Origin of the sequence: Sphaerisporangium krabiense (assembly GCF_014200435.1) — a bacterium.
In the GTDB taxonomy this organism is placed as follows: Bacteria; Actinomycetota; Actinomycetes; order Streptosporangiales; family Streptosporangiaceae; genus Sphaerisporangium; species Sphaerisporangium krabiense.
In genome coordinates this window covers 2,601,076-2,626,986 of the sequence record NZ_JACHBR010000001.1, presented here as the reverse complement: position 1 = coordinate 2,626,986, position 25,911 = coordinate 2,601,076, and the positions used below count along the sequence as shown (strand labels likewise).

Sequence of the window (25,911 nt, the reverse complement as noted above, 5' to 3'; positions counted from 1 at the left end):
GTGCCGGATGTCGGAGACTCCCAGATCGTCGAGCTGACCGTGAGCCCGGCCGACGGGACTACCTCGGCCACGCTCGCGATCATCCCACCTGAGGGAGATGTGACCACGGGTCTTGAGCCAACACCCTCCAACGGCAACGCCGTGTGGTCGTACGAGGTCACGTACACGATGCCCGGGATCTGGCAGTTCATGTGGACTGTCACCGGCACCGGGCGGGGCGTGCAGTACCAGAAGGCCACCGTCGCCCCCGCGCCCGCACGCGGCCGCTCGTACGCCACCACGACCGACCTGGCGAACTGGATGCGCGCGGCACCGCCGCTCAACGCTCAGGCCCTTCTGGAGGGCGCGACCCGCTTCCTCGACAACGTGGTGCTGGTCGCCGCGGTGTACGAGGTCAACCTCGACGGCATGCCGACGGGCGCGACGGTCATCAAGGCCCTGCGGGACGCCACGTGCGCGCTGGCCGCCTGGTGGAACGCCCAGGGCATCACCGGCGAGGACGCCAACACCGTCTACACCACCGTGTCGATCGGCTCGGCGTCGTTCACTCGCACGCCGGGCGCCGGCGGAACCCCCGCCGACCCGCGGATGTCCCAGGAGGCCGCCGAGATCCTCGCGGGCGCCGGGCTGCTCGGCCACACCGTGCGGAGCTGCTGATGGGCCGCCTGCCCGCGCTGATGCTCGCGCACGAGGCGAGCATCGAACCGTACCGCGGAGAGTCCGCCACCGGGCCGGTGTACGGCACTGCCTTCACCGCGGCGTGCTTCGCCGACGATCAGCGGAAGATGGTCCGAGGCCCCGACGCCCGTGAAGTCACATCACAGACCACGCTGTACCTGCCGCTCGACACCGACTGCCCTGTCGGCTCGCGGGTGACCGTCAACGGCCGCGCCTCGACCGTCCTCGCCGTGGCACGCCGCGACGGCGGCGGGCTGCCGACCCCTGACCACCTGGAGGTGAGCCTCCAGTGACCCAGGCCGCCAAGCTGACCCTCAACCTCGGCCCCCTGGAGGGCAAGGCGCGCGAGGGCGCCGTGCGCGGGCTCCGGCTCGCCATGGAGCACGGCCTCCAGGTGTCCCGCACCGAGGTCCCCCACGAGGAGGGCACCCTGGAGCGCTCGGGGACGGCCTCGGTGGACCCCGCGACGCTGACCGGCGCCGTCTCCTACGACACCCCATACGCGACCAGGCAGCACGAGGACCTGACGCTCCGGCACGACGCCGGGCGCAAGGCGAAGTACCTGGAAGACCCGTGGAATCGCGAGCAGGGCGCCATGCTGGAGATCGTGGCGGCCGAGGTCCGGCGGGCCCTGTCATGAGCTGGACCACCGACCTCCTCACCGCCTTCGCCGCCCAGCTCGACGACGCGGGTGCGGGCACCTGGCGCGCACCGCCCGCCACCTACCAGCCCGGCGACATCCCCATCACGCTCGGCGCGCTGCCACCCACGCCCGACCGGGCCATCGCCCTGGCGGCCTACGGCGCCGACCAGTCCACCGACGACCCGGTCAGCCCCGACGGCACCCTCGGCCTTCAGGTCCGCATGCGCGGCACCGACGACCCCCGCTCGGCCGACGACCTCGCCGACGCCGTCTTCGACGCCCTCCAGGGCCTGGAGCTCCCTGCGGCCGGCGTGCTGCTGTGCACCCGCAACATCGTGGCCCCCCTCGGCCAGGACCAGTCCGGCAGGTGGGAGCGCGCCGACTCCTACCGCCTGCTCACCCATCACGTCACCACCCACCGTCCCGGATGAGGGAGATCACCACATGGCAACCCGTTCGCTGCTCGCCAAGGACTGGGCCTTGGAAATCAACACCGGGACCTCCGGGGCGCCGGTGTGGACGCCGGTGAAGGGCCTCACCACTCTCAAGGAAGCCATCGCCTCCACCATGGAGGACGACAGCGACTTCGATAGTGGGGGCTGGGGCTCCGACCAGGTCACCCAGCGCAAATGGAGCCTGGAGTGCGAGGGCCGCCGCAAGCGCGACGCCTCCAACCTGGTCACGTTCGTCCCCGACCCCGGCCAGCAGGCCATCCTCAACGCCGGCAACCTCGTCGGAATCGGCTCCAACGTGGAGATCCGCTACTACCGCAAGGACGGCGCCCCCGACGCCTGGCAGGGCTTCGTCACCGTCGACTACGGAGGCGGCGGCGGCGCCGTGACCGCCTTGGAGCCCTTCAACTTCAAGCTCGGCGGCCAGGGCGCACGCACCCAGCTCGACCCCTACCCCGACCTCACGCCCGCCTAGGAGCCCGTCCCCTCATGCCCCGTTTCGCTCCCATCGCCGAATTCCTCGGCGAGACCCTCGACCTGCCGGTCCTCGTGCGCGGCAAGGAGAAGACCTACAGCGTCGCCCCCTGCTCCGCCGAGGTCGGTCTGCGTCTCACCGCGCGCTTCTCCGACGCCAAGAAGAAGGCCGCCGACAGCGACGACGCCGACGAGGAGGTCGTCGACGACGAGACCGAGACCGGCCTGTACCGGGCCGCCCTCGGCGACGTCTACGACGAGCTGGTCGCCGACGGCGTGCCGTACTCGACGCTGAAGGTCGTCGGCCAGACCGCTGTCATCTGGCACGTCTACGGAGAGAAGGCCGCCGCCTTCTACTGGGAGGCCGGCGGCGACCCAAAACGATCGGCGACCTCGGACTCGACCTCGACGAGCGAGAACCCGGAGACCCCGGCGGCGGCCCGATCGACCCGGAAACCGGCCTCCGCGAGTGGTACAACCCGGAGCCGGACCAGGGCCCGGACTGGGGGGACATCTTCGAGCGCTGGAAGCTCGTAGAGCTCGACCTGCACAAGGTCTACCAGATCGACCTGGAACAGCCCGGCCTGCTCGCCGGCCGCTCCTGGCGGTGGCTCCGCCTGCGCATCGTCTCCCTGCTCTCCCTGGACTCGTGGCTGGCCGCCGCGCTCCGCCCGGAACCTACGCGCGAGGAAGGCGAGGGGGTGGAGTAGGTGGCCCTCAAGGTCGGCGACCTGGTCGCGTTCATGGAGCTCGACAACAAGGGCTTCACCTCGGGGGCCGCGCAGGTCGACCAGACCATGAACCGCCTCCAGTCGGGGACCTCCAGGGCGACGGCGACCATGGAGCGGGACGTCGTTAAGAGCCTTGCCGAGATTTCCAAGGCCATCGATGACGGCCTCGACCCCGCTGCGGCCATCGCTGATCTGGATCGGCTGGAATCCCAGCTCGACGCCACCATGGCCGCCATGGCCGATGAGGCCGACGAGTTCGCCGCCGACCTCGACGCCGCCTTGGAGGAGGCGTTCGACCGAGCCGAAGCTGAAGCCGAGCAGGGGGGACGCCGCGCCGGGAAGGCCCTTGCTGACGAGCTGAAGCGCGGCGTGGACGATGCCGCGGACAAAGCCCGCCAAGGTGGCGAGGACGCAGGCGAAAGCTTCGGCGAGGGCACCGAGTCCTCGGGCCGCTCCCGCATGTCTGGCGCCATGTCCGGGCTGATGAGCTCCCTCAAGGCCGCCCCGTGGCTCGCCGCCGCGGCGGCGGCCGGCGCGGCCATCGGCGGCGCGCTAATGAGCGGCCTGGAATCGGCCATGGAGGCCGAGAAGGCCAAGGCGAAGCTGTTCGCCCAGGTGGGCGCGTTCGGCGACGACGCGGGCAAGCTGGGCAAGGTCGCGGGCAAGGTGTACGCCGACGCCTACGGCGAATCCATGGGCGACGTCACCGACGCGATCAAGTCGGTCGTCCAGAACCTCGACGGGATGGACGACGCCTCAGAGTCGTCCCTGTCCAGCATGACCGAACGGGCCATGGACGTGGGCTCCATCATGGACGAGGACGTCTCAGCGGTCACCCGGGCTGTCTCCCAGATTCTGCGCAACGATCTCGCGCCGAACGCGGAAGCCGCCTTCGACGTCATCGTGCGTGGTGCTCAGCTCGGAGCCAACAAATCCGAAGACCTGCTCGACACCTTCAACGAGTATGGGACGCAGTTTCGCGATCTCGGCCTGACCGCCGACGAGGCGCTCGGCCTGATGGTGCAAGGATTGAAGGCAGGTGCCCGCGATTCTGACACCGTCGCCGACGGTCTGAAAGAACTGAACATCCGGGTTAAGGACCTGTCTGCCGCGCCTGCGCTCAAGGAACTCGGCCTGAACGCCAAGGATATGGCGCAGGCGTTCGCCGAGGGCGGCCCGAAGGCCCATGATGCGCTTGAGAAGATTCTCGGCAAATTGCGTGACGTTAAGGACCCCGCCGACCGCGCACAGCTCGCCGTGCAGCTCTTCGGGACCAAAGCAGAAGACATGGCCGGCGCTCTTTCCGGACTCGACCTGTCGACGGCCGCAGGCGCGATCGGTGAGGTCGACGGGGCGGCGAAGGACGCCGGCGACACCCTTCAGGACACGGCTTCCACCAAGGTCGAAGCCTTCAAGCGCGGCCTTGAGCAGAACGTCACCAACTTCATCGGCGAAAAAGTTCTTCCCGCCCTGGAAGAATTGTGGAAGGGATTCGAGGACTCCGGACTTTCTGAAACGCTCACCGGAATCCGCGATAAAGCCGGAGAAGTATTCGGCGGTATCGTTGACGACATAAAGCAGTGGGCCTCCGATAACAAGGAAACCCTCGACGGCATCCGAGACAGATTCTCCGATATTTTCAAAGAGATCGGCGAAGTCGTCGACACCGCGCTCGATTTCATCCAGGCCGTGTGGGACGAGTGGGGCGACGAGATCATGGGCGTCGTCACCTTCGCTCTCGACCACATCGGAGCACTGATCGAGGGCGCCTTGAAAGTAATAAAAGGCATTTTCAAGACCGCCACCGGCCTGATCAAGGGCGATTGGTCCCAGGTCTGGGAAGGTCTCGGGAACATCGTCGACGGCGCGACGGCGGGAATCCGCAATATCATCAACAGCGCGATGAAGGCGATTCTCAAGAACTGGGGCGTCGACTGGGACGAGGTCAAGAAGACCGTCCGCCAGAAGATCGATGACGTTGTCGATTTCGTCAAGAAGCTCCCGGAGAAAGTCAAGAACTTCTTCTCGAACGCCGGGAGCATCCTGAAGGCCGCCGGGCAGTCCATCATCCAGGGCCTGATCGACGGCATCAAGTCCAAGGTCAGAGAGCTGGGTGACAACCTCGCGGACATCACCCAGTTCATCAAGGACCACAAGGGCCCCATCGACAAGGACCGCAAACTTCTCGAACCCGCCGGAAAGGCCATCATCGACGGCCTCATCGACGGGATTCGCGGGTCGGAGGACAAGCTCAAGGGCGCGCTGGAGAAGCTGACGGGGATCATCAAGGACGGCTTCGGGAAGACCCCGAAGTCAGACCCCATGGTGGACTTCATCGCGGCCAACACCACGAAGCTGTCGAAGCTCGCGGACGAACGCGAGGCGATCCTGAAGCGCATCGCCGACGCCAAGGAGTACGCCAAGCAGATCGAGCAGTCGGCGAAGGACTTCGCGAAGCTCACCGGCATCGAGGACCCGACCAGCGCGTCCGACCTGACAAGCGGGCTGAAGGATCGGCTCCAGCAGATGAAGGACTTCGCGAAGAACATCCAGGAGCTGGCGAAGCGCGGCCTGAACAAGACGATCCTCAAGCAGATCATCGACGCCGGCGTCGAGGGCGGCGGCAGCCTCGCCGAGATGCTGGTCGGGGCCGATGATTCGGAGATCAAGGCCCTCAACAAGGCTCAGAAGCAGATCGACTCGATGTCGAAGAAGCTCGGGAAGATCGGCGCTGACGCGCTGTACGACACGGGCAAGAAGGCCGGCGCGGGCTACCTCAAGGGCCTGGAGGACCAGCTCAAGAAGCTGGACTCCGTCATGAAGAAGATTGTGGACGCCCTGGTCAAGGCCATCAAGAAGGAACTGAAGATCAAGAGCCCGTCCCAGGTGATGGCCGAGATCGGCCAGCAGACCATGGACGGCCTCGCTGTCGGTATCGAGTCCGGCGCGGGCGGCGTGCTCGACCACCTGAAGACCATCGGCAAGCAGATGGGCGACGCCGTCGCGGCCACCGCCCAGGCCGCGATCTCCGGCAGCGCCTACCAGGCCACGCCCGAAGAGGCCCAGCTCAAGCGGCTCCTCGGCGGGGCAAAGTTCGGTCTCGCCGTCGAGGGCCTCCAGCCCGAGCGTGGCGGCGGGGGTTCGGGGTCGGTTCCCCCGGCCGCGCCAACCGGCGGAAGCGACCCATACTCCTCGCCGCAGGACGCCGGCGGTGGCAAGCCGTCCGTCGTCGTCAACATGCCGAACGCCGTGATGCGCGAGGAGGCCGACGCCCAGCGGCTCGGCAACGAGTTCGGCTTCAAGTACCTCGCCACCCCCTGACCCCACCCAGCGACGAAAGGCGGTTCCGCGTGCCCGGAAACGACGGTGAACTGTCGTTCGCCGAGAAGATCAAGACGTTGCAGTTCGCCACCGGCCAGGGCCGCCCGCGGCGCCGTGAGACCCGTGACGAGGACGGCCGGCGGCGGCGCGTGGTCACCGAGCGGACCGACTCCGGCGCCATCGCCCAGGTCACCAACCGCAGCGACGCGCGGGGCGACCACCAGGACCTGACGATCCACGCCCCGCTCATCACCGGGGTCGGCAAGGCGGTGAACGCGTGACCACCGCCCGCACCCGCTCCATCGCGGCCCGCCGTGAGGCCGACATGCTCGACGCGTGCGCCGTCCTCCAGGAAGCGCTCGCCGATGCCAAGCAGGCGTACGAGGCCGACCCTTCCGAGGAGACCCTCACTGCGCGCCGTGACGCCATGGCGAAGATGCACGAGTTCCGTGCCTTCATCCGTTCCGTCGCGCGGGTGCGCCAACTGCGACACGACCTTGCCCATAGCTCCCTGCTCAAGGCGCGCCCGGACCTGCGCGCTGCCGCAGAGAGGGAACTGGCGCGCCTGGAGCCCGAGTTCGGGGCGTTCGCCGATGGCCAGGGCCCGCCGTCGTTGCCTCGCCCGAGTGACGCCCAGGTGCAGGCGAAGACCATCCGCGGCCGCGGCCGCGCCAACACCGCCGGAGGTGCCTGATGGCGTGGTCCGCGTCCGGCCTGTTCGTCGCCACCCACATCGACCAGTGGGACGCGAGCAACCTCGGCATCGACCTCACCGCCGAGACGCACAAGGCCGCCTTCTGGGGCTCCAGCGTCACGCCGAACTTCGACACCGACACCGCTTACAACACCGCGCCGTGGAACAGCGGGCAGTCGTCCGGTGCCGGCTACACCTCCGGCGGTCCACTGCTCACCGGCACCACGCTGGCCGCCGTGTCCGGCTCGATGCGGTGGGACGCCGACAACATCCAGCTCGACAACTCCACCATCACCGCCGAGGGCCTGATCATCTACGCACCGTCGAACTCCAACCGCCTGATCTCGGCGACGTGGTTCGGCGCGGTGAAGGAGACCCAGGACGGCACGTTCCTCATCACTTGGCACGCGAACGGCATCGCGGCCCTCGATCTGACGCCGTGAGGAGGCGAGCATGGCGACGGTCCGACTGAACTTCGATCCGGAGCTGGCGCAGTTCGCCGCCTCCTCCTTCCCGGCCTTCGACCGCGTCCAGGGCACGAACTTCCCGGTGACGCGGCTGCTGTTCGACCCTGGCGCCACCGAGACGGCCTACTTCAAGTTCGAGGCGGTCAACTACGGGTCGGGCAACCTGACCTGCGACATCATCTGGTACGCCGTCAACGCCACGACCGGCGTGGTCCGCTGGGAGGTCGCGCTCGCCGCGATCACCCAGGAGTCGGACTCCCAGGACGTGGAGACCAAGGCGTTCGCCACGGCGCTCACCGTGGACGACACCCACCTCGGCACCACGAGCAAGCGCTTGCACAAGGCCACGATCACGATCAGCAACCTGGACAGCATCGCCGCCGGCGACGAGTGCTGGCTACGCGTGTCGCGCCTCGGCGGCCACGCCAACGACACCCTGGTCAACGACGTGGCCGTCACCGAGGTCCGGCTCTCCTACTCCGACACCTAAGGGGGCGCGACGTGGCGGTCAGGTTCTCAGCCGACGGGCAGGCGTATACCCGGGCCCTCTCCCTCGGCGTCCAAACCCAGTGGGCCCTCGCCTGCTGGGCGAAGATCAGCGTCGACCGCAACGTCACATCCACCATCTGGTCGCTCGGCAGCAACTCCGTCTTCGACGCGTTCACGCTGGAAACAGACTCTGACGGCACGACCGCCGCCGTCCTCGACTACGAGGCCGAGCAGGAGACCGGGACGCGCGCGCTCACCGCCGGCACCTGGTACTACTGGGCCGTTCTCGTCAACGGCACCAGCGGCACCGTCCTGTCTCGCGCCGCCGGCGACAGCAGCTTCACCGTCTCCACCTGGACGGGCGGCAACGCCGGTCTGACCCTCACGAACCTGTACCTGGGCAACCGCTTCGGCTCCGACTGGCTCAACGGAGCCCTCGCCGCGGTCAAGCTCTGGTCCGGTGCCGCGCTGTCGCAGGCCGAGCTGGAGGCCGAAGCGTGGTCGTACCTGCCCCGGCGCACGGCGAACCTCGCCGCCTGGTACCCGCTCACCCGCGCGGAGACCGTCGACTACTCCGGCGCCGGGCGCACGCTGTCCGGCGGGTCCGGCGCGGCCACCGAGGACGGACCGCCGATCCCCTGGCGGCAGGGACGCCCCCGCCGCCTCACCCCCCTGTCGGTCCCGGCGGAGGCGACACCGGGCACCATCGCGGCCCCCTGGTCGATGCCGGCCCCAGGCGTGGCCACAGGCGTCACCGAGCATCCGAGCGTCATCGCGGCGCCGTGGGCCATGCTCGCCCCCGAGGTGTTCACCGGCGACCCGGTCACCCCGGTCGAGGCGGGGCTACTGTCCGCGCCCTGGTCGATGCCCTCGCCCTCGGTGCAGGCGTTCAAGAACGCCACGGTGGCCGCCCCCCTCATCGCCGCCCCCTGGTCGATGCCCGCGCCCGCGGTGTCCGTGCCCGTCAACGCGGGCGACGACCTCGACGGACCGGGACAGCTCAGCTTCAACGGCTTCAAGCTGGGATCCGGCACCCGTTACCCGTTCATCCAGCTCGACGGGGCGTCCGTCGACCTGCCCGCCCTCGACAACGGCAACGTGCCCCATCCGACCGCCGACGGATCCATCTCCGGCCAGAAGCTCCCCCAGTCCCGGATCATCACACTGACCACCCGCATCCGGGCCCCGCGCGACCAGATCGAACAGGCAGCGCTGGACTTCCTCAACGGCCTGCCCGCCGCCGAGGCCGACGAGGAACTGCCGCTCGCGATCCGTATCATGGACACCATCTACGTCGGCCGGGGCGCAGTGATCCGCCGAGCCGCCCCCATCGACAAGAGGTTCCGCCTCGGCCGGGTGGAGGCGGTGGTCCAGTGGGAGCTGTCGGATCCGCGGCTGTACTCGCGGGCCCTGCACTCGGCGACCATCCCCGACGGCTCGGCTGTCGACGTGTTCAACGCCGGCAACCGGAAGACCCGGCCGCTGGTGCGCGTGCCCGGGCCCGCGCACGGGCCGTCGCTGACCTCCGAGCAGATCCTCGGCGACGGCCGGTCCATCCTGCGCGTCATCGAGTTCGACCTCGAAGTGGCCGCGGGCGAGACGCTGATCATCGACCCTGAGCACAACACCGCGACCATCGGCGGCAGCTCCAAGGTCCGGTACCTCACCGGCGCGTCCCTGGCGGTCGGTTCGTGGGTGCTGGGCCGCGGCGCCACCACCATCGAGTACGCCACCCAGGAGGGCGGCGCCCCGCCGGTCACGGTGCTGTGGCGCGACGCCTGGATCTGATCGACCCGCGAGGAGGCGACAACCGTGCCCGCTGACGTGCGTGACGTCTCCGTCGCCATCTCCGACGGGCCCGGCACCATCGCCCGCCCGGGCGGCGCCCAGGTGGGCGACGTGCTCATCCTGTTCGCGAGCACGTGGGTAGGCCCCATCAGCGCGTTCGGCCCGCCGTCCGGCGACTGGGGCGCTCCGATCGCCGAGCGGACCGGGGTGGACAACGGCGGCGTGCGGGTCTGGCGGCGGACCATGACCAGCGGCGAGCCGGCGACCTACTCCATCCCGGTGCCGGAGAGCTTCGCGGACTGCACCTTCGCTATCCTGGCGGTGAAGAACGCCGACGCGGCCGCCCTTCAGGTCGCCGTCTCGGGTGAGTCCGGCGTGAACGTCATCACTGCGGCCTCCACGCCCGGCATCACGCCGACGCCCGCATCCAGCCTGGAGATCCGATTCGTATCCGGCGTGCCGGACGGATCGGATCCGGCCGACAGCCTCGGCGCTCCCGCGGGGTACGAGCCCAGGGCGTCGCAGCGGGCATCCTTCTTCGTGCTCTCGGCTCTGGCCACACGGTCCTTGGTGTCCTCGGCTCCAGTCGGCGCAGCCGCGTTTCCGGCCATCGAGGGGAAGCTGCGCAACTACGTCGGCGTCACCATCATCATCGGCAGCAAGGTCAGCTCGGGTGGCCCGCCACCGACCCCACCCACCTTCCCGGCCTTCACGCCGACCGCCGGCGACGCCGAGATCCGCTACACCGTGCACGACTACCTGACCGGCTCCTACGTCGGCGACCTGCCCACCGTGCGGCAGGTGAGGTTCGGCCGGCGCATCGGCCAGGAAACCTCGTGGGATGGGTTCGTGCCGCTGCCGTCACGCCGGGAGGCCGACCAGCTCGCCGAGATCATCCCCCGTGGCCGGACCGAGTTGGCCACGGGCCCCGGCCGGCTCGTCGTGCACTCCTGGCGCGGCGGCGCGCTGTGGGGCATGCACTGGCTTACCGACGCCCTGCCCGCCCGCTCCGTCCGCGGCGGCGTCGGCGTGCAACTGCGCGGCACCACCCTCGACGGACACTGGCAGAGGCTCTACCCCACCAGCCCGCCCGACTTCGACGGCGACCTGCTGGAGGTGTTCCGCGCCGTCATCACCGACATGCAGGCCACCGGCTCCAACCTCGGCCTGTCCTGCTCGGCGGGGACAGCCGGGGTGTCCCGCCCGCTGACCGCCGACGACACCGGCACCTCCTACGGCCAGCTCCTCCAGACCTACGCCCGCGCGGGCGGCGGACTGGAGTACGTGCTCAACCCGACCGTCGTCGGAGGGTCGATCCAGCGCCTGGTGAAACTGGGCGCTCCCAAGATCAGCAACACCGACACCGAGCACGTGTTCTCCGAGGGCGCGGACGGCGGCGACATCACCGCCTGGCGGATCGAGACCTCCGCGCTGCGGGGCGGCACCCGCTTCGGAGTCACCGGCGGCACCCCACCAGCCGACGACGTCACCTCCAGCAGCCAGCCTGTCCGTTCGACGCTCATCACCACCGAGCACGTCGCGGCCGGGTGGCCGATCTACGACATGCGTATCAATCACCCGGGCGCGAGCATCGACCCGCAGGTGGTGCAGGACTACGCCGCCTACGCCGCGGCGCGCGCCGGAGGGGCGCCGAGCACGTTCGCCTTCGATGTCCTGCTCGGCAAGGAGTCCACGTTCGGGCCGAACTCCTGCGGCGACTGGGCGAAATTCGTCCTCGAGAACCCGTGGTTCCCGCCCACCGACGACGGCGGCGCGAGCTTCAACTTGAGGCAGCGGATCATCGGCTGGGAGCTCACCCCGGCCGAGCGGGGGTCCGGCGGCAAGGACCGGCTCACCCTCATCACAGACCAGGAGGTCGAACTGTGAGCCTCAACCCCTACCCCGCAGACCAGAACGAGATCCTGCGTGACCTCCAGCGGCAGATCAACGCGCTGGCCGCCGAGGTCAAGAGGGTCACCGGCGTGCCCGTCACCCGGGCGTCGGCCCCCTTCCTCGTGCCCTCGGCGTCGGCCCCGGCCGCGCCGAGCAGCGGCGCGTACCTGTATGTGTCGGGCGGCGAGGTGTACGTCCGATCGGCGAGCAGGCACTACAGCACGCTGCCCCCGGACATCCCGCAGGCTGCCGAGGTCGCCCCGGCGGCCAACATCACCTCCGGCAACGCGCCCTCGTCGTACTCGCAGAGCTGGGCTCAGCAGATCTACGACGGCCTCGTGTCCAGCAAGAACACGATCAACGCGACGCTCATCGCACTGAAGAACGCCGACCTGATGCTCGGCTGACCGCCCCTGATCGTGCCGCCCGGGGAACCGCACGCCCCGGGCGGCGCCCTCTTCACACCGCGGCGGTGCGCCGCCGCGCCTGACCCCTGGAGACCGCGTGACCACAACCGAGCCGCTCGGCTCAGTGACCATAGGAGCTCGCGAGGTGTACAACGAGCTCCGGACGGTGTCCGGGAAAGTCGACCAGCTCGGCAACAAGATCGACGCGGTCACCATCGCACACGAGGACATCCGCAGCGATCACCTCGACCACGAGACCCGGATCCGCGCGCTGGAGCGAAACCGCTGGCCGCTGCCGTCCCTCGCCGCGCTGATCGCCCTCGCGTCGCTGATCCTCGCCGTCATCACGTTCGCCAGAGGAGGCTGATCGTGCAGATCGATCTCGTGTCACGCGCCGCGTGGGGTGCCCGAGCGCCTCGCCAGCGCCACACCGTGCCGTGGTCGCTCAGGACGGAGTTCTTCGTCCACCACACCGATGGGCCCGTCGACCAGACCATGCGGTCGATCCAGGACTTCCACATGGACGGCAACGGCTGGTCGGACATCGGATACAACCACCTGGTCCGGGACAGCGGCACCATCTACGAGGGCCGCGGCTGGCTCGTCGTCGGCGCGCACTGCCCAGGCCACAACCGCACCGGCCACAGCGTGGCCTACATCGGCCGAGACACGCCGACGGCGGCCGCGCTCCGGAGCATGCGGTGGCTGTACGACGAAGCCTGCCGCCGCGCCGGCCGGGAGTTGAAGATGCTCGGCCACGGCGAACGATTCGCTACCGCCTGCCCCGGAAGCCGTCTTCAGGCGTGGGTGGACCAGGGCATGCCGATCGACGGCGAGGCACCCCCCGCCCCCGACCCCACGGAGGTCATCGTGAAGAAGCTGCCCGTCCTGCGCCAGGGTGACAAGGGCTGGGATGTGAAGACCCTGCACTACCTGCTGCTCGCCAGGGACTATGGCGGTCTGGACGGCGTCGACGACACCGTGTTCACCCCGGCGCACGCCGAGGGCGTGCGCGGCCTCCAGGCGGCCGCCGGCATCGAGGCCGACGGGATCGTCGGCCCGAAGACCTGGCCGGTCCTGCTGCGCTTGTCCTGACCCCCCAACCCCTCCAAGGAGCCCGTCATGCTCGCATCGATCCTGCGCACCGTCGTCCCCGTCATCGTGGGCGTGCTGCTCGGCCAGGCCGCCAAGGTCGGTTTCAACCTGCCCGAGGGGGCGGTCACCGAGGTCGTCACGGTGGTCGTCACGACGGCCTACTACACGCTGGCCCGGCTGGTCGAAAAGTGGCAGCCCGCCCTCGGCTCGTTCCTGCTGTCGCTCGGCCTGACGTCCAAGAAGCCGGTGTACACCAATGCCCTAGGTCGGCAGTGGTGGCCCCAGATACCCACTGATGACCCCTGGTGAACCATGGGGAAGTAACGTACCCTGCGAAAACAAGCGGAGCCCGCAGGCGCTGACACGCCGTACGGGCTCCTCGCCGGACATCGGAGGTCCGACTTGATGACCAACTGTAAGCGCCTGGAGCAGCCCGTCGAGGGGTGGCTGGTGTTCCAATCGGATAGCGGCCGGTTCTGGGGCACGCGCCTGCGACCGTGGCCGCACGTCCCCGCCGGCCTCGGCGCGGCGATCTGGCGCACCAACGACGCCGACACCCTCGACGAGCTGGTCGAGACGATCCGCAAGCAGGAAGCGTTAGTCGCCGACGCGCCGATATGAGTGCCCTGACGCTCCCCCAGGTTCAGCACCGCTACGGCCGCACGTGGGATGTCATGGACTTCTACGGCGGGTGGGTCGCGATCCGGCGCCACCCCTGGTCGGAGGAGGCCGCGGCTCGGTACGGCATCGCGAACGTGCTCGGCGCCGACACCCTCGACGAGCTCGCCCGCCAGCTCGAAGAGCAGGCACAGGCCGAGACGCGCCGCCGCGGCCGGCCGCTGCCCGATCCCGGGGCGGTCCCGCCGCCCTCGCGGCCGAGCCCGTCCTCCTAACCCCCAGGCTCCCGCCCGGGTCCCCACACCGGGCGGGGTGAGCCCCCGGTCCCTGCGCGCGCGGTAGCGCAGGGACCGGGGGCTCTTTCGTGCAATGAAAAAGGGCCCATTCAAGAGCCCTGATTAGCAATCTGATTTCACATGTACGTCGCTGTGTGGCGTCCAGGTCAAATGGGATACCGTACGTCGCTAAATTCGGTATATTCCGTAGTCAGATGCTCTATCCATTGAGCTACGGCCGCCTGGCTGCCTCGCTAAGCATAGCGGGTCTTGGGCAGTGTGCCGAACCGGTTGGCGGAGTGGGGGCGGTGGGGGTGGAGGGGTGGTGTGCGGGTGGGGCTAGGGGGCGGCTACTACGTGGATTTGGAAGTCGAGGCCGCTGACGATCTGGCCGGGTCTGATCTTGGCGGTTTTGCGGAGTTCGACGTCGCCGTCTACCAGGACGTTGCCTTCGGCGATCAAGTGCTTGGCTTCGCCGCCGCTTTCGGTGATGGAGCAGTACTTCAGCAGGTCGCACAGAGGGATGTAGTCCGTGCGGAGCTGGAAGGTCTCCTCTAGGAAGGTCTCGTCGTCCACGGGCCCCAGCATATGGACATCGTCCACAAGCCCCAGCATATGGACAGTTGGATGGCCGGACGGTGTCATGACGGTCATGCGGCCCCCTGCGACGAGGGACCAGCGCTGCCGAGGTCGTAGGCCCGGGGGATCCGTCGAGGTCGCTGGGTCGATGCTGCTGGGATGTTCAGCGAGGCAACCGGCGGCGGGGGACAGAAGGGGGGTTTGGTGGATCTATTGGGTGAGTCTGGGGGAAGTGGGCAAAAGGAGGTCAAGGTTTCTCGGGGGTGGGCGTGGCGGTGGGGGTGGGTGGCAATGACAACCGCGACATCCCTGTACGTGGCGAGCACTTCGGGGTCGAGATATGGACCAGCCAGCCCTTCACGGCATCGCCGGGTTCTCGACGCCGATCGTCGTCGCCGTCGGGCTGGCCTGTCTCGGTGTCGCGGTCATCGTGGTGGCGGTCGTGCTGGTCAGGCGGCGGCATCGGCCGTCCGGCACTGTGGACGAGCTTGAGCAGCAGGTCGTGCGCCTCAGGCGGTTGCTGCAGCGGACCCAGTACGACTATCCGCGCCCGACTCTGGCCGGTCTCGTCCAGTCGTCGCGGCTGGAGGGGCTGACGATACGCCTGCACGTGGCGGGGACGCCCAGGCCGCTGCCGGATCCTGTGGATCTGGCCGGGATGCGGATCCTGGAGGAGGCGCTGACCAATACGCTGCGGCACGGGGCGCCGAGCGCGACGGTCGTGCTGGCGTACCGGGCGGATCGGATCGTCCTCACCGTGGACAACCGGCTGAAGGGCCGGTTGCCGGGCTCGCACGGCGCCCGCCAAGGGGTGGAGACCATGCGGCGGCGCGCGGCGAAGCTGGGCGGGTCGGCGTGGGCCGGGCTGTATCAGGGCGGCTGGCGGGTGCACGCGGAGCTGCCGTACCAAGTGGCCTGACGGTACTTGGTGAACTGACGGCACCCCGGTGATTCGACGGCACCAGGTGGCCTGACGGCGTTCTCGGCCCATTGGATGTGATCTGCTCCGGGGATGGCCGTAAGCCGCTTCGATCAGGGGGCGTGACGCGGCTGGCCGTGCGTGCCGGCGTCGGGGCGCGTTGAGCTGTCTTGGGCGGGGTGTGGCAGGGCGCGGTCAGGTGTGGGGGTTGGGGTGGGTGGGGGCTGGTCGCGGGTTTTCTTGGGGAACAGGGTGTAGGAGAGGGGCCACAGGAGGGCGATCACGGGGACGCGGGCCAGGCCGAGCATGAAGTCGCTGAGGGCGGCGGTGCGGGAGGGGTCGCCGATGAACCAGATGGCCGAGGCGAGCAGGGCGCACGCGATGCCGTAGGCGAGGATGATCCGGAGCCACATGCCCCATTCGTACTTGGCTCTGGCCATTCCGCCTGCGGGGGGCTTCCAGGGGGGTGGGCCGCCGGCGAGGCGGTGGGCGGCTATCTGGTCGGCCCAGCGGATGGTGCGGTGGCCGAAGACGATCGAGTAGGCGAGGTAGGCGGCGGCCAGGCCGTGGGTCCACTCGGCGGTGCCTCCGGCGCGGAGGTCGATCACGGTGGCGGCGAGCAGGACGACGTCGACAAGGGGGACGGCGATCAGGAACGCGTTGCTCAGAGCGCGCCGGCGCAGCTTGTAGCGTGTCAGCAGGCCGAGGCCCAGCAAGATCCAGAACCCGATCTCACATCCGATGATGACGGCTACGATCACACCTCCAGCCTTGGCCATGTCGGAGCGGCCGTCGTCGTCGGCGATGATGAACCCGTCTACATCCTTGTATGTACGGGCGTGCCGTAACACGGACGGTGTCGCGGGGAGTGCGGACGTGGTGCGATGAAAGGCATGAATCCGTTCCGGCAGGACGCCCTGATGGGGGTCGCCGTGTTCGCCCTCGGGCTCGTCCTGCTGGCCAGCGGCGCGTACGTCCACCGGGGCCAGCCGGTGGCGTTGCTGGCGGTGCCGCTGGCGATGACCTGCGCGGGCGTGGTCCTGCGGCGGCGCAGGCCCGTGGCGGCGCTGGTGGTCGGCGTGGCCGGCATGGTGGCCGACCTGTGCGTCGGACCCTCGCTCGGCACGGTCCTGGTCTTCACCGACAACTTGTACTCCCCCACGTTGTACGGCCCGCGCCGCCTGGCCACGTGGCTGCTCGGCGCCACGGTCGTGCTGGCCGTGGTGACGGGCGCGGTCGTGGGGTTCGTCGCCAGGGACTGGGGCGCGTTGGCGGTCGCCGGCGTGCAGGCCGGTCTGGTGCTGACGATGCCGACCATCACGGCGATGATCATCCGTCAGCACCGCGACCAGGTGATCGCCGAGCGCGTCCGCGCGGAGCAGGTCGCGCGGCTGGCCGCCCTGGACCGGCAGGCGGCCGTGACGGCCGAGCGCACCCGCATGGCCCGCGAGCTGCACGACATCATCGCCAACCACTTCAGCGCCGTGGCGATCCAGTCCGCGGCGGTGATCGCCCGCACGGACCTGGACCGGGCGGCGGTGCGTAAGGTGCTGGAGTCGATCCGGGAGAACAGCGTGCGCGGGATGGCCGAGATGCGGACGATGATCGGCCTGTTGCGCGCCGAGGACGAGGAGCCCGAGACGACGGGCCACCGCCTGAGGGACGCGTCCGACCTGGTCGCGCGCTCGCGCCGCGCCGGGCTGGCCGTCGATCTGACGGTGTCGGGCACGCCGCGCGATCTGCCGCCGTCCATCGAGCTGGCGGGCTATCGCATCCTCCAGGAGTCCCTGACGAACGCGATGAAGCACGGCACGGGCCGTGCGGACGTGCGGGTCCGGTACGGGCAGGACCAGGTCGTGCTGACCGTGGAGAACCCGTGCGCGACCGGCCCGGCGGGGCTGCCGGGGTCGGGGGCGGGGCTGGTGGGCATGGCCGAGCGCGCGGCCCTGGTGGGCGGCACGTTCACGGCGGGCTCCGACGATCAAGACGGCCGTTTCTGGCGGGTCGTGGCCACGCTGACCGTGGAGTCGCAGCCGTTCGAGGCCAAGCTGATCACGGCGGAGGACCGCGGATGATCAGGGTGCTGGTGGCGGACGACCACGCCGCGGTGCGCGCCGGGGTGGTGCTGATCCTGGAAGGCGAGTCCGACATCGAGGTGGTCGGCGAGGTCTCCGACGGGGAGGCGGCGGTGCGCGCGGCCGAGGAGCTGCGGCCGGACGTCGTGCTCATGGACATCCGCATGCCCAGGCTGGACGGCATCTCCGCCACGCGCCGGCTCGCCGGTATCGCGGACGTGCTCGTCCTGACCACGTTCGACCTGGACGAGTACGTGTTCGGCGCGCTGCGCGCCGGGGCCGCCGGGTTCCTGCTGAAGAACACCGACGCCGACGCGCTCGTCCAGGCGGTGCGGCTGGTGGCGCGCGGCGAGGGGCTCATCTCCCCGTCCGTGACCCGCCGGCTGATCACGGCGTTCACCCGGACGCACGAGCACGAGCCGCGGGACCTCGGCGTGCTGACGCCGCGCGAGCGCGAGGTGCTCGCCTGCGTGACGCGGGGCATGTCGAACGCCGAGATCGCCCGTGCGCTGCACATGAGCGAGGCGACGGCGAAGACGCACGTCAGCCGCATGCTGGGGAAGCTCGGCCTGCGCAGCCGGGTTCAGGCCGCGATCCTCTACTCCGGTATGTGAAGGGGGCCCGGTCAGCCGGTGACGAGCAGCGTCAGGGTCTCGGCGACGCAGGCGGGCCTCGCCGCGCCCTCGACCTCGACGGTGACGCGGAGGGTGACGAGCGCGCCGGACGGAGTGTCCTTGACCTCGACGATCTCGGCGCCGGCGCGGACGCGCGCGCCGACGGGGACGGGCGTGGGGAAGCGCACCTTGTTGAGGCCGTAGTTGACGATCATCTTCGGCCCCTCGACCCGGTAGAGCGAGCGGACGAGCGAGGGCAGCAGGGCGAGGCTCAGGTAGCCGTGCGCGATGGTGCCGCCGAACGGGCCCGCGGCGGCGCGCTCGGCGTCGACGTGGATCCACTGGTGGTCGCCGGTGGCGTCGGCGAACAGGTCCACCTGCCGCTGGGTCACCTCGCGCCAGGGCGTGTCCCCGAGGTGCTCGCCCTGGGCCGCCTTCAGCTCCTCGACGCCCGCGAAGATCCGCATGGCGTCATCGTACGGCGACCGGCGGGTCAGCCCTGTGGCGTGGTCCCTTCACCGGAGGACCAGGCGGCGTACCGGACGACGTCGATGGCGATCACCGGCCCGGCGGGCGGGCGCTCGGCGTACTGCGGGTACTTGGCGATCAGGGCGCCGAGGGCGGGGAGGCGCTCGTCCTCGTCCCGCAGCACCGTCGCGAGGCCGTCCGCCCGGACCCACCACAGGCGCGTCCAGTCCTCGTCGTAGTGGTCGACGAGGACGCAGACCTTCGGGTTCGCGCGGATGTTGCGGATCCGCCGCAGGTCGGTGGTGGTCTTCGGCTTGTGGTCGACGGCCGTCAGGATGCGGCCGCCCTGGACGGCGAACGTGATCGGGACGAGGTGCGGAGCCAGGTCGTCACCGGTCGTCCCCAGCCTGGCCACGCGCGCGTCGGCCAGCCTCGCGCGCGCCCATTCCTCCCGCGACTGTCCGCCTCCTTCGGCCACACAGGTATCCAAGCACGTGACGGGCGGTGCGGGCGCGTCCTGCCGCGGGCGCGGGTCAGGTGTCGGGCTGGCGGGGGTAGACGTGGTCACCGGGGTGATCCAGGGGCAGGACGCAGCGACGGTCGCCGTCGGTTTCCGCGCAGCGCATGGCCTCGTCTCGCCGGGGAAGCGGCGGCGGTTCCGAAGGGGGGGTTTCCATGGGAAGCTGCCTGTTCTCCAGAGTGGGTCCCTGGACCGAGACACATGATTGCACGGGGCTCGGCGCTGCCGCCCCCCATAACGACACGCCGTCGGCCAGACGGGTTGAAATGTCCGCAGGCCTTCCGGCGGTCCGCGACGCCCTGCTCCGGCCCTGGATTTCCGGCGGCGACGGCGGGAACCATCGCCAGAGCGGCGCCTGCCACAGAGCCACGATCAGGCCCTGCGGAGACGGCGCGGGCGCACCGCCGCCGGAGAGACCGCCGCGTACAGACCTGGGAAGAGGCCGTCCGCATGAAACCCTTCGTCCAAGCACTGCTGTTCGACCTCGACGGCACGCTGCTCGACCACGACGCGGCCGCGGCGGCGGCACTGGCCGAGACGCTCGCGGAGGTCCCCGGCGTGGACCTCGGCCGCGCGGGCCGGCGGTGGGCCGAGCTGGAACGGCACGCCATGGACCGCTACCTGGCCGGGGAGCTGACCTTCACCGCTCAGCGGCGGCTGCGCGTGGTGTCCCTCGCCGCCGAGCTCGGGCTCGGAGCCTGGGACGACGCGGAGGCCGACGCGTGGTTCGCCGAGTACCTCGGGCACTACGAGGCGGCGTGGCGGCTCTTCCCCGACGTGCGGCCGGCCTTGGACGCGCTGGCCGAGCAGCGCCCCGACCTGCTGCTCGGCGTCCTCACCAACGGGGACGCCGCCCAGCAGCGCCGCAAGCTGGAGGCCGTCGGCCTGGCCAGGGACCTGCCCGAGCTGATCGTCTCCAGCGAGGCCGGGGCCGCCAAGCCCGATCCGCTGATCTTCGAACGCGCCCGGGAGCGCATGGGCCTGCCCGCCGGGCGGATCGCCTACGTGGGCGACCGCCTCCAGGTGGACGCGATCCCCGCCGCGCGGGCCGGCATGCACGGCATCTGGCTGAACCGTTCCGGGGTAACGGGCCGCCCGCCGCGGATCCCCGCCATCCAGACCCTCCACGACGTCCCGGCGTTGCTGGCGAGCCTGGACGGGGCGGCGCGCCGCTCGTCCTGAGCCCGCACGGGCTCATCGTCGTGCGAGGCGTCCTGGGCGAATGACGACGCCGAGGATGCGGCCGGCGGAGTAGAAGCCGTTGTGCCGGGAGTCGCGGCTGCCGGTCCCGTCCCCGATGACGACCAAGGACCCGGCCGGGACGACGCGCAGCCCGCCGGCGGCGGCGCGCGCCTCCTCGGGCACGGGGTCGCCGGGCAGGGCGGCCACCCGTTTGACGTTCCAGCGCGGCCTCACGCGGTCAGGAGCGGTGACCGTGACGGCGTACGGGCTGGGCGGGCGCGGCGGTTCGAGCACGACGATGTCGCCGACCCGCAGACCGGTGACGTCGCACCTCCGCACGATGACCTGGTCGCCCGGCAGCAGCGTCGGCGTCATGCTCGTGCCGGTCACCGTGACGACCACCAGTCCGCGCCGCAGGCGGGCGACGGCCAGGGTGAGGAGCGCCAGCAGGACCAGGGCGACGGCGACCCGGTACCGATCCAGGAGCATCTGATCCCCGCCGTCCCGCGCCGTGGACGCCCCCGCGTTCAGGAGGTCACCCGCGGCGCGGCGGCGTATCCCGCGGACTGGATGCGGAAGAGCCGCGCGTACTCGCCGTCCACGGCCATCAGCTCCTCGTGGGTGCCCTCCTCGGTGATCCGGCCGCCGTCCAGGACGACGATGTGGTCGGCGGGACGTACGGCGTTCAGCCGGTGCGAGATGACGACGCCCGTCGTTCCTCGGCGGTGTTCGGCGAGCCGCCGGTGAACGGTGTGCTCAGCCTCCGCGTCCAGGCCCGAGCTGGGCTCGTCCAGGATCAGCAGGTCGGGCCGTGCGCGCAGGAGGCCGCGGGCCAGGGCGATCCTCTGCCATTGCCCGCCCGACAGCGTCACCCCGGCCTTCTCCCCGTCGGAGGGGGAGTTCATGAAGAACATGCGGCTGAGCAGCGTGTCGTATCCGTAGGGCAGGCCGGTGATGGTCTCGTGGACCTCGGCGGAGGCGGCGGCGGCGCGGACGCGGTCGCGGTCCCGGAGCGCGGCGAGGTCGCCGACGCCGATGTTCTCGGCGGCGCTGAGGTCGTAGTTCATGTGGTCCTGGAAGACGGCGCCGATCCGCGCACGCAGGTCGGCGACCGGGATGTCGCGGATGTCCACGCCGTCCCAGGTGATCGAACCGCGGGTCGGCTCGTACAGCCGGCAGAGCAGCTTCACCAAGGTGCTCTTGCCGGCGCCGTTCAGCCCCACCACGGCCACCAGCCCGCCGCGGGGGACGCGCAGGTCGACGCCGCGCAGCACCCACGGCTGGTCGTCGCCGTAGCGGAACCAGACGTCCCTCAGCTCGATCGCGTCACGCAGCGGCCTGGCCGGCGCCGGCGCGAGCGGCGTGGCGAGGTCGGGGGCGGCCTTGAGCAGGTCGACGAAGTGGCCGAACCTGAGCAACGCCTGGTGCCCGCTCGCGAGCTGCGTGACCAGCCCCGACAGCCCGGCCTGGACGCCCGCGACCGCCGCCACGAAGACGATCACGTCGCCGGGGGTCAGCTCGCCCGCGCGGGCCAGCAGGACGCCCCACACCAGGCCGGCGCCCGAGACCAGCGCCGTCAGGGCCGCGAGGCCGACCTGGACGCCGAACACCCGCCGGTCCATACGGCGCTCCTCGCCGTGCAGGGAGCGCAGCTCCGCGAGCATCCGCAGCCGCAGGAAGTCGCCGAGGCCGAACAGGCGGATCTCCTTGGCCGCGGTCCTGTCGGTCATGAGCTGGGAGTAGAACATCTGACGGCGCGCCATCGGGCTGGTCGTCCACAGCATCTGCCCGCGCTTCCCGCTCAGCGCCAGTTCGGCCGCCACGGCGGGGATGGCGGACACCAGCACGACCGCGGCCATCGCCGGGCGCACCGCGAGCAGCGAGCCGAGGAAACCCGCCATGGTGACCGCCGCACGCAGCCCGCCGAGCGACGCCTCCAGGACCATCTGCGGCGCCATCCCGCTCGCCTGCTGGGCGAGGCCGATACGGTCGAAGAACGCCGGGTCGTCGAACCGCGCCAGGCCCTGGAGCCGGGACAGCGCCTCGTAGAGCCGTTCCTGCGCGCGAAGGCGGGTGGCCCGGCCCAGTTCCGCCTGGACGTACCGGGAGAGTTGCGGCACCGTGGCCGCCGTCAGCCCGAGAAGGCCCAGCAGCACGGCCTCGCCGACGAGCCAGCCGATGCGCTCACGCCGTGCCAGTTCGTCGAGCACGAGCTTGGTCAGCCACGCGACGCCGACGGGCGTGGCGCCGCCGGCGATCGCGGTGGCCAGGTAGGCGAACAGCAGCGCCGGCCGGGCGTGCCAGGCGATGCCCAGCGCGGCGGCGAGGCGTTCCCGCCACGGCGCGTCGCCGCCGTGTCCTCCCCTCGCGGGACCGGTCATCAGACCGCGGCCGGGGCGAGCAGCTCGCGGACGCTGACCGCGCCCTTGCGGACGGTCCCGTCCTGGTCGAGCAGGACGAAGGTGGGCGAGCCGTGCACGCCGAACGCGGTCGCCACCGGGCCGTCCTGCGGCTCGACCACCACGCGGGCCACCTCGCGCACCGCGTCGATGATGTCGGCCGCCTGCTCGCGCGTGCCCGAGACGACGACCAGGCTCTGGGCCCGGCCGCCCGGCAGGTCCGCGGCGTGCCGGACGAAGCCGGGGATCTCCTCGCGGCAGGAGGGGCATCCGGTGGAGAAGAAGCCGGTCAGCAACGGTCCCGGCAACGCCTCGAGGGAGACCTCGGCGCCGTCGATCGTCGTCGCGGCGAAGTCGGTGACGCGTTCTCCCGGTCGCGGCCCCGTCTTCCGCTCCACGATGCGGTCCAGGCCCGCCCGCGTCCACTTCTCGTCGTACTCGCGCAACCGGCGCAGCACGGCGGACAGCAGGAGCAGGTTGAGCACCCCGAGAACGCCGACGACCACGACCGCGGCGATCAGTACCGAACTCATCGGATCAGGCTCCTTACCTCGGCGGATCTCATCGGTTCGCGTTCTGGACGGCTCTCGCGCCGCGCGGGTGCGCCAGGGACGCCAGGTCGTCGTAGGCGATCACCAGCAGCGCGAGGACGACGGCGACGAACCCGGCGAGGACCGACGGGGCGAGCTCCCGCGCGTCCGCGGTCACGCGCACGCCCGCCGTTGTCACGGCTCCCGCGACCGCGACGAGCAGGAGAATTCCGTTGCGTACGACGTGCCGCGTGCCGAGCGGACGCGCGGACGCGCCGAAACACCGGCAGTTCGCCGGGGTGCCCTTGCGAAGGGCGGAGACGATCGCGGCCGTGAAGGCCGCCAGGAGCCCCGCCGCCAGGCCGAGGCCCGCCGGCGCGACGGCGTCGACGAGCATGGCGGCCGCGGCGGCGGACTCCAGGGCGATGACCACGCCGGCCACGGCGGAACTCCACCGGGCCGTGACGCCGAACCCGCGCACGGCCGCGCGGAACTCCTCCAGGTCACGGCGTCCGCGCACCTTGGTCGCGGCGGCGGCGACGAACACGACCGCGAGCAGTACGCGGCAGCATAAGGCGACATATGCGAGCACGGAGTCCTCCTCCGTCGGAACAAGGGAGCCGTCTTCGGTGTCGAGCGGGACGCTTGCTCAGCAGGTCCAGGGCCGCTCGATGTAGCAGTCGACGTAGCACTGGCCGATGGGGTACCAGTTTCCGCAGCCGCTCGGGCCGCAGACCCTCTGCCAGAGCACGCAGTCCCAGCACTGGCACTGCAGGTACGTCGGGTCGGCGGCCGCCTCGGCGCGCGGGGCCACCATCGTGAGCAGCCGGTCGCCGAACGTGGTCAGCAAGCGGGTCATGAGACCTTCTCCTTCGTCTGTTTCCGGGTTGGCTCGGAAAGCATCGGAAACCCGCCGGACGGACGGGCGTGCGCCCGTGACCGTCCGTCGAGAAAGGGCACGCCGCACCGTTTCCACGGCACGACGGCGTTCGTCGTGAAAGGAATCGGAAAACCGGCCGCGGGAGCCCGGAAAATCCACTCCGCCGGGCATGCCGGTTCAGCGACGACGCGTTTCGCATGCGGCCGCCGCCGTTTTCCGGTACGCGAAAGACGCCGGCGTGCTCGCCCGCGTCAGAATCGGCTCGATCTCGGAGCCCGGCGCCCGCACAGCCCTCCGTCGGCGCCGAACCTCGTCAGTACACCCCGTTCTCCCCGGACATCGACCGGCGGCAACGCGCCGTCGTGATCGCCCCCGCGACCACGCGCCCGTCGTCGGCCCCGTATCCGGAACCGTGCGCCGGCCACCCTGCTCGGTCGTATCGGTTCACCTTCGCCGAATCAGCGTCATGTTCTCCCTTCCGCCTTCAGGGATCGACGCGATGTCCGCGTTCTCAAGGATTCTCACCCGCGCTCCGACTCCAGGAAAGCGCCGGGGCTGCCATATAGCGCAGTTTTTCTGCCACCGCCCGGCCTACGATGGTGACGTGCATGAGGAACTCGCGGCGGCATTGGAACCGGTGCTCCGGGATCTGCGGACGACCTGCGTGGTGCCCTTCGACATCCGCGAGCCTTCCGAGCTCTATTGGGACGGACTGGCGGGCGTCATGCTGTACGAGCCCGGCGGCAGCGGGCAGGGCGTCTCGGTGACGCTCGGCGCGGATCCGGCCGAGCAGACGGCCTGGCTCGCCGATCAGGCGCAGGAATGGGCGGTGGAAGCGCTGTGGTCGGCGAGGCTGCCGGCGGTATGGCCGCATTGTCCGGCACACCCTGACTCCCACCCCTTGACCGCCAAGGCGGAGAACGGCCGGGCGGCCTGGTTCTGCCCGCGGACCGGCGAACAGGTCGCGTTGATCGGCGAGCTGCCCGCCGGCGCGTAGGCACCGGCGCGGCGGTCACCAGCGCATCGGCCCGAAGCGGTCGATGAAGCGGCCCGTGCCCGCGTCCGTCCCTTCGGTCGCCAGCGTGACGATCGCGTCGGTGCCCTCGGTCACGGTCTGGGTGCCGCTGTGCCCGTTGAGGTCGGTCGCGGTGTAGCCGGGGTCGGCGGCGTTGACCCGGATTCCGGGCAGCGCCTTGGCGTACTGCGTCGTGAGCATCGTCACCGCGGCCTTCGAGGGCGCGTACAGCGGTGAGACGACCTTCGACTCCACGCGGTCGGGGTCGTGGGTCAGCGCGAACGACCCCATGCCGCTGCTCACGTTGATGATCGCCGGGCGCTCCGACCGGCGCAGAAGGGGCAGGAAGGCGCCGGTCACCCGGACGATGCCCACGACGTTGGTCTGGAAGACCTCGGCGGCGACGTCCCCGGTCAGCTCCTCGGCGGGCAGGCGCCGGCCGATGATGCCGGCGTTGTTGACGAGGACGTCGACGCGGCCCTCGTGCGCGGCGACGTCGGCCGCCGCGGCGGCGACGGACGCGTCGTCGGTGACGTCGATCCGTACGAAGCGCACGCCGAGCTCGCCGGCCGCCGCCCGTCCGCGTCCGGGGTCGCGGGCGCCGAGGAGGACGGTGTGGCCGAGGTCGCGGAGGCGGCGGGCGGTCTCGAAACCGAGGCCCTTGTTGGCGCCGGTGATGAAGGTGATGGTCATGAGGCGAGCATC

At 70.5% G+C, this 25,911-nt stretch carries 34 protein-coding genes; 24 read left to right on the top strand and 10 right to left on the bottom strand.

The window, feature by feature from the left end; all coding sequences use genetic code 11:
- From BJ981_RS11640 to BJ981_RS11550, 19 genes are all read left to right on the top strand, one after another.
- Positions 1-657 (top strand): hypothetical protein, encoded by a 657-nt coding sequence (locus tag BJ981_RS11640; RefSeq protein WP_184610691.1) that lies wholly within the window; start codon positions 1-3, stop codon positions 655-657.
- Entirely contained in the window at positions 657-971 is a 315-nt protein-coding gene (locus tag BJ981_RS11635; RefSeq protein WP_184610689.1) for a hypothetical protein, read from the top strand. The genes BJ981_RS11640 and BJ981_RS11635 overlap by 1 nt, the downstream gene beginning before the upstream one ends.
- Positions 968-1,318, top strand: a complete 351-nt coding sequence (locus BJ981_RS11630; RefSeq protein ID WP_204070384.1) for a hypothetical protein — start codon at positions 968-970, stop codon at positions 1,316-1,318. The genes BJ981_RS11635 and BJ981_RS11630 overlap by 4 nt, the downstream gene beginning before the upstream one ends.
- On the top strand, positions 1,315-1,752 hold the full coding sequence (locus BJ981_RS11625) for a minor capsid protein (protein ID WP_184610687.1): 438 nt from the start codon (positions 1,315-1,317) through the stop codon (positions 1,750-1,752). Before BJ981_RS11630 ends, BJ981_RS11625 begins: the two co-directional genes overlap by 4 nt.
- Positions 1,753-1,765: 13 nt before the next feature.
- Positions 1,766-2,248: a phage tail tube protein gene (locus BJ981_RS11620; RefSeq protein WP_184610685.1), complete on the top strand. Its 483-nt coding sequence runs from the start codon at positions 1,766-1,768 to the stop codon at positions 2,246-2,248.
- Between the two features lie 14 nt (positions 2,249-2,262).
- Positions 2,263-2,784 (top strand): DUF7426 family protein, encoded by a 522-nt coding sequence (locus tag BJ981_RS11615; RefSeq protein WP_184610683.1) that lies wholly within the window; start codon positions 2,263-2,265, stop codon positions 2,782-2,784.
- A gap of 173 nt (positions 2,785-2,957) precedes the next feature.
- On the top strand, positions 2,958-6,299 hold the full coding sequence (locus BJ981_RS11610; protein ID WP_184610681.1) for a phage tail tape measure protein: 3,342 nt from the start codon (positions 2,958-2,960) through the stop codon (positions 6,297-6,299).
- Between the two features lie 29 nt (positions 6,300-6,328).
- On the top strand, positions 6,329-6,580 hold the full coding sequence (locus tag BJ981_RS11605; protein ID WP_184610679.1) for a hypothetical protein: 252 nt from the start codon (positions 6,329-6,331) through the stop codon (positions 6,578-6,580).
- The gene (locus tag BJ981_RS11600; RefSeq protein WP_184610677.1) at positions 6,577-6,993 is read left to right on the top strand and encodes a hypothetical protein; all 417 of its coding nucleotides are present in this window, start codon (positions 6,577-6,579) and stop codon (positions 6,991-6,993) included. The genes BJ981_RS11605 and BJ981_RS11600 overlap by 4 nt, the downstream gene beginning before the upstream one ends.
- Positions 6,993-7,436 (top strand): hypothetical protein, encoded by a 444-nt coding sequence (locus tag BJ981_RS11595; protein WP_184610675.1) that lies wholly within the window; start codon positions 6,993-6,995, stop codon positions 7,434-7,436. The genes BJ981_RS11600 and BJ981_RS11595 overlap by 1 nt, the downstream gene beginning before the upstream one ends.
- A 10-nt stretch (positions 7,437-7,446) precedes the next feature.
- The gene (locus BJ981_RS11590; protein ID WP_184610673.1) at positions 7,447-7,950 is read left to right on the top strand and encodes a hypothetical protein; all 504 of its coding nucleotides are present in this window, start codon (positions 7,447-7,449) and stop codon (positions 7,948-7,950) included.
- Between the two features lie 11 nt (positions 7,951-7,961).
- Positions 7,962-9,737: a LamG-like jellyroll fold domain-containing protein gene (locus tag BJ981_RS11585; RefSeq protein WP_184610671.1), complete on the top strand. Its 1,776-nt coding sequence runs from the start codon at positions 7,962-7,964 to the stop codon at positions 9,735-9,737.
- 24 nt (positions 9,738-9,761) lie between these two features.
- The gene (locus BJ981_RS11580) at positions 9,762-11,624 is read left to right on the top strand and encodes a hypothetical protein (protein ID WP_184610669.1); all 1,863 of its coding nucleotides are present in this window, start codon (positions 9,762-9,764) and stop codon (positions 11,622-11,624) included.
- Positions 11,621-12,037 carry a hypothetical protein gene (locus BJ981_RS11575; protein ID WP_184610667.1) on the top strand — a complete coding sequence of 139 codons (417 nt, stop codon included), beginning with the start codon at positions 11,621-11,623 and terminating at the stop codon, positions 12,035-12,037. Before BJ981_RS11580 ends, BJ981_RS11575 begins: the two co-directional genes overlap by 4 nt.
- Before the next feature lie 97 nt (positions 12,038-12,134).
- Positions 12,135-12,404: a hypothetical protein gene (locus BJ981_RS37965; RefSeq protein ID WP_184610665.1), complete on the top strand. Its 270-nt coding sequence runs from the start codon at positions 12,135-12,137 to the stop codon at positions 12,402-12,404.
- A gap of 2 nt (positions 12,405-12,406) precedes the next feature.
- On the top strand, positions 12,407-13,132 hold the full coding sequence (locus BJ981_RS11565; RefSeq protein ID WP_184610663.1) for a peptidoglycan recognition protein family protein: 726 nt from the start codon (positions 12,407-12,409) through the stop codon (positions 13,130-13,132).
- A gap of 27 nt (positions 13,133-13,159) precedes the next feature.
- Positions 13,160-13,441: a hypothetical protein gene (locus tag BJ981_RS11560; RefSeq protein WP_184610661.1), complete on the top strand. Its 282-nt coding sequence runs from the start codon at positions 13,160-13,162 to the stop codon at positions 13,439-13,441.
- Positions 13,442-13,537: 96 nt separating this feature from the next.
- The gene (locus BJ981_RS11555; protein ID WP_184610659.1) at positions 13,538-13,753 is read left to right on the top strand and encodes a hypothetical protein; all 216 of its coding nucleotides are present in this window, start codon (positions 13,538-13,540) and stop codon (positions 13,751-13,753) included.
- A complete protein-coding gene (locus BJ981_RS11550; protein ID WP_184610657.1) occupies positions 13,750-14,025 on the top strand; it encodes a hypothetical protein in 276 nt (91 codons plus the stop codon). The genes BJ981_RS11555 and BJ981_RS11550 overlap by 4 nt, the downstream gene beginning before the upstream one ends.
- Before the next feature lie 339 nt (positions 14,026-14,364).
- Here the strand turns inward: BJ981_RS11550 and BJ981_RS11545 are convergent, their stop codons facing one another.
- On the bottom strand, positions 14,365-14,601 hold the full coding sequence (locus tag BJ981_RS11545; protein WP_311745392.1) for an RNA-binding S4 domain-containing protein: 237 nt from the start codon (positions 14,599-14,601) through the stop codon (positions 14,365-14,367).
- 343 nt (positions 14,602-14,944) lie between these two features.
- Here BJ981_RS11545 and BJ981_RS11540 point away from each other — a divergent pair, with 343 nt between their 5' ends.
- A complete protein-coding gene (locus BJ981_RS11540) occupies positions 14,945-15,523 on the top strand; it encodes a sensor histidine kinase (protein ID WP_184610655.1) in 579 nt (192 codons plus the stop codon).
- Positions 15,524-15,636: 113 nt separating this feature from the next.
- Here BJ981_RS11540 and BJ981_RS11535 read toward each other — a convergent pair whose 3' ends face one another.
- Positions 15,637-16,284, bottom strand: a complete 648-nt coding sequence (locus BJ981_RS11535) for a hypothetical protein (protein WP_204070383.1) — start codon at positions 16,282-16,284, stop codon at positions 15,637-15,639.
- Between the two features lie 132 nt (positions 16,285-16,416).
- On the opposite strand from BJ981_RS11535, the gene BJ981_RS11530 reads away from it, so the two are divergent.
- Positions 16,417-17,598, top strand: a complete 1,182-nt coding sequence (locus tag BJ981_RS11530; RefSeq protein ID WP_239139384.1) for a sensor histidine kinase — start codon at positions 16,417-16,419, stop codon at positions 17,596-17,598.
- Positions 17,595-18,212: a response regulator gene (locus BJ981_RS11525; protein WP_184610651.1), complete on the top strand. Its 618-nt coding sequence runs from the start codon at positions 17,595-17,597 to the stop codon at positions 18,210-18,212. Before BJ981_RS11530 ends, BJ981_RS11525 begins: the two co-directional genes overlap by 4 nt.
- An 11-nt stretch (positions 18,213-18,223) precedes the next feature.
- Here BJ981_RS11525 and BJ981_RS11520 read toward each other — a convergent pair whose 3' ends face one another.
- Together BJ981_RS11520 and BJ981_RS11515 are read right to left on the bottom strand one after the other, a co-directional pair.
- A complete protein-coding gene (locus BJ981_RS11520; RefSeq protein ID WP_184610648.1) occupies positions 18,224-18,679 on the bottom strand; it encodes a MaoC family dehydratase in 456 nt (151 codons plus the stop codon).
- A 26-nt stretch (positions 18,680-18,705) separates the two neighbouring features.
- Entirely contained in the window at positions 18,706-19,158 is a 453-nt protein-coding gene (locus tag BJ981_RS11515) for a TIGR03668 family PPOX class F420-dependent oxidoreductase (protein ID WP_184610646.1), read from the bottom strand.
- A 492-nt stretch (positions 19,159-19,650) separates the two neighbouring features.
- Between BJ981_RS11515 and BJ981_RS11510 the strand changes: the two genes are divergently transcribed.
- A complete protein-coding gene (locus BJ981_RS11510; RefSeq protein ID WP_184610644.1) occupies positions 19,651-20,382 on the top strand; it encodes an HAD family hydrolase in 732 nt (243 codons plus the stop codon).
- 12 nt (positions 20,383-20,394) lie between these two features.
- Here BJ981_RS11510 and BJ981_RS11505 read toward each other — a convergent pair whose 3' ends face one another.
- The 5 genes from BJ981_RS11505 to BJ981_RS11485 are packed head-to-tail and all read right to left on the bottom strand — an operon-like array spanning position 20,395 to position 24,170.
- Positions 20,395-20,871, bottom strand: coding sequence for a S26 family signal peptidase (locus BJ981_RS11505; RefSeq protein ID WP_184610643.1), 477 nt, complete (start codon positions 20,869-20,871; stop codon positions 20,395-20,397).
- Between the two features lie 38 nt (positions 20,872-20,909).
- The gene (locus BJ981_RS11500; protein ID WP_184610641.1) at positions 20,910-22,763 is read right to left on the bottom strand and encodes an ABC transporter ATP-binding protein; all 1,854 of its coding nucleotides are present in this window, start codon (positions 22,761-22,763) and stop codon (positions 20,910-20,912) included.
- Complete coding sequence (locus BJ981_RS11495) at positions 22,763-23,314, bottom strand: TlpA family protein disulfide reductase (protein WP_184610640.1); 552 nt, start codon at positions 23,312-23,314, stop codon at positions 22,763-22,765. Before BJ981_RS11495 ends, BJ981_RS11500 begins: the two co-directional genes overlap by 1 nt.
- Positions 23,315-23,342: 28 nt before the next feature.
- Entirely contained in the window at positions 23,343-23,903 is a 561-nt protein-coding gene (locus BJ981_RS11490) for a MauE/DoxX family redox-associated membrane protein (protein WP_184610638.1), read from the bottom strand.
- A 57-nt stretch (positions 23,904-23,960) separates the two neighbouring features.
- Positions 23,961-24,170, bottom strand: coding sequence for a hypothetical protein (locus BJ981_RS11485; RefSeq protein WP_184610636.1), 210 nt, complete (start codon positions 24,168-24,170; stop codon positions 23,961-23,963).
- Positions 24,171-24,795: 625 nt separating this feature from the next.
- Here BJ981_RS11485 and BJ981_RS11480 point away from each other — a divergent pair.
- On the top strand, positions 24,796-25,188 hold the full coding sequence (locus BJ981_RS11480) for a hypothetical protein (RefSeq protein ID WP_184610633.1): 393 nt from the start codon (positions 24,796-24,798) through the stop codon (positions 25,186-25,188).
- A gap of 15 nt (positions 25,189-25,203) precedes the next feature.
- Here BJ981_RS11480 and BJ981_RS11475 read toward each other — a convergent pair whose 3' ends face one another.
- Positions 25,204-25,899, bottom strand: coding sequence for an SDR family NAD(P)-dependent oxidoreductase (locus BJ981_RS11475; RefSeq protein ID WP_184610631.1), 696 nt, complete (start codon positions 25,897-25,899; stop codon positions 25,204-25,206).
- Between the last annotated feature and the right edge of the window lie 12 nt (positions 25,900-25,911).

Bases quoted from the DNA above. Each gene is read 5' to 3' on its own strand.
- BJ981_RS11615 (WP_184610683.1), top strand. From the start codon at position 2,263: ATGCCCCGTTTCGCTCCCATCGCCGAATTCCTCGGCGAGACCCTCGAC.
- BJ981_RS11540 (WP_184610655.1), top strand. From the start codon at position 14,945: ATGGACCAGCCAGCCCTTCACGGCATCGCCGGGTTCTCGACGCCGATC.
- BJ981_RS11500 (WP_184610641.1), bottom strand. From the start codon at position 22,763: ATGACCGGTCCCGCGAGGGGAGGACACGGCGGCGACGCGCCGTGGCGG.
- BJ981_RS11475 (WP_184610631.1), bottom strand. From the start codon at position 25,899: ATGACCATCACCTTCATCACCGGCGCCAACAAGGGCCTCGGTTTCGAG.
- BJ981_RS11560 (WP_184610661.1), top strand. From the start codon at position 13,160: ATGCTCGCATCGATCCTGCGCACCGTCGTCCCCGTCATCGTGGGCGTG.
- BJ981_RS11485 (WP_184610636.1), bottom strand. From the start codon at position 24,170: ATGACCCGCTTGCTGACCACGTTCGGCGACCGGCTGCTCACGATGGTG.
- BJ981_RS11510 (WP_184610644.1), top strand. From the start codon at position 19,651: ATGAAACCCTTCGTCCAAGCACTGCTGTTCGACCTCGACGGCACGCTG.
- BJ981_RS11505 (WP_184610643.1), bottom strand. From the start codon at position 20,871: ATGCTCCTGGATCGGTACCGGGTCGCCGTCGCCCTGGTCCTGCTGGCG.
- BJ981_RS11550 (WP_184610657.1), top strand. From the start codon at position 13,750: ATGAGTGCCCTGACGCTCCCCCAGGTTCAGCACCGCTACGGCCGCACG.
- BJ981_RS11525 (WP_184610651.1), top strand. From the start codon at position 17,595: ATGATCAGGGTGCTGGTGGCGGACGACCACGCCGCGGTGCGCGCCGGG.
- BJ981_RS11555 (WP_184610659.1), top strand. From the start codon at position 13,538: ATGACCAACTGTAAGCGCCTGGAGCAGCCCGTCGAGGGGTGGCTGGTG.
- BJ981_RS11495 (WP_184610640.1), bottom strand. From the start codon at position 23,314: ATGAGTTCGGTACTGATCGCCGCGGTCGTGGTCGTCGGCGTTCTCGGG.
- BJ981_RS11590 (WP_184610673.1), top strand. From the start codon at position 7,447: ATGGCGACGGTCCGACTGAACTTCGATCCGGAGCTGGCGCAGTTCGCC.
- BJ981_RS11625 (WP_184610687.1), top strand. From the start codon at position 1,315: ATGAGCTGGACCACCGACCTCCTCACCGCCTTCGCCGCCCAGCTCGAC.
- BJ981_RS11635 (WP_184610689.1), top strand. From the start codon at position 657: ATGGGCCGCCTGCCCGCGCTGATGCTCGCGCACGAGGCGAGCATCGAA.
- BJ981_RS11530 (WP_239139384.1), top strand. From the start codon at position 16,417: ATGAATCCGTTCCGGCAGGACGCCCTGATGGGGGTCGCCGTGTTCGCC.
- BJ981_RS11595 (WP_184610675.1), top strand. From the start codon at position 6,993: ATGGCGTGGTCCGCGTCCGGCCTGTTCGTCGCCACCCACATCGACCAG.
- BJ981_RS11520 (WP_184610648.1), bottom strand. From the start codon at position 18,679: ATGCGGATCTTCGCGGGCGTCGAGGAGCTGAAGGCGGCCCAGGGCGAG.
- BJ981_RS11620 (WP_184610685.1), top strand. From the start codon at position 1,766: ATGGCAACCCGTTCGCTGCTCGCCAAGGACTGGGCCTTGGAAATCAAC.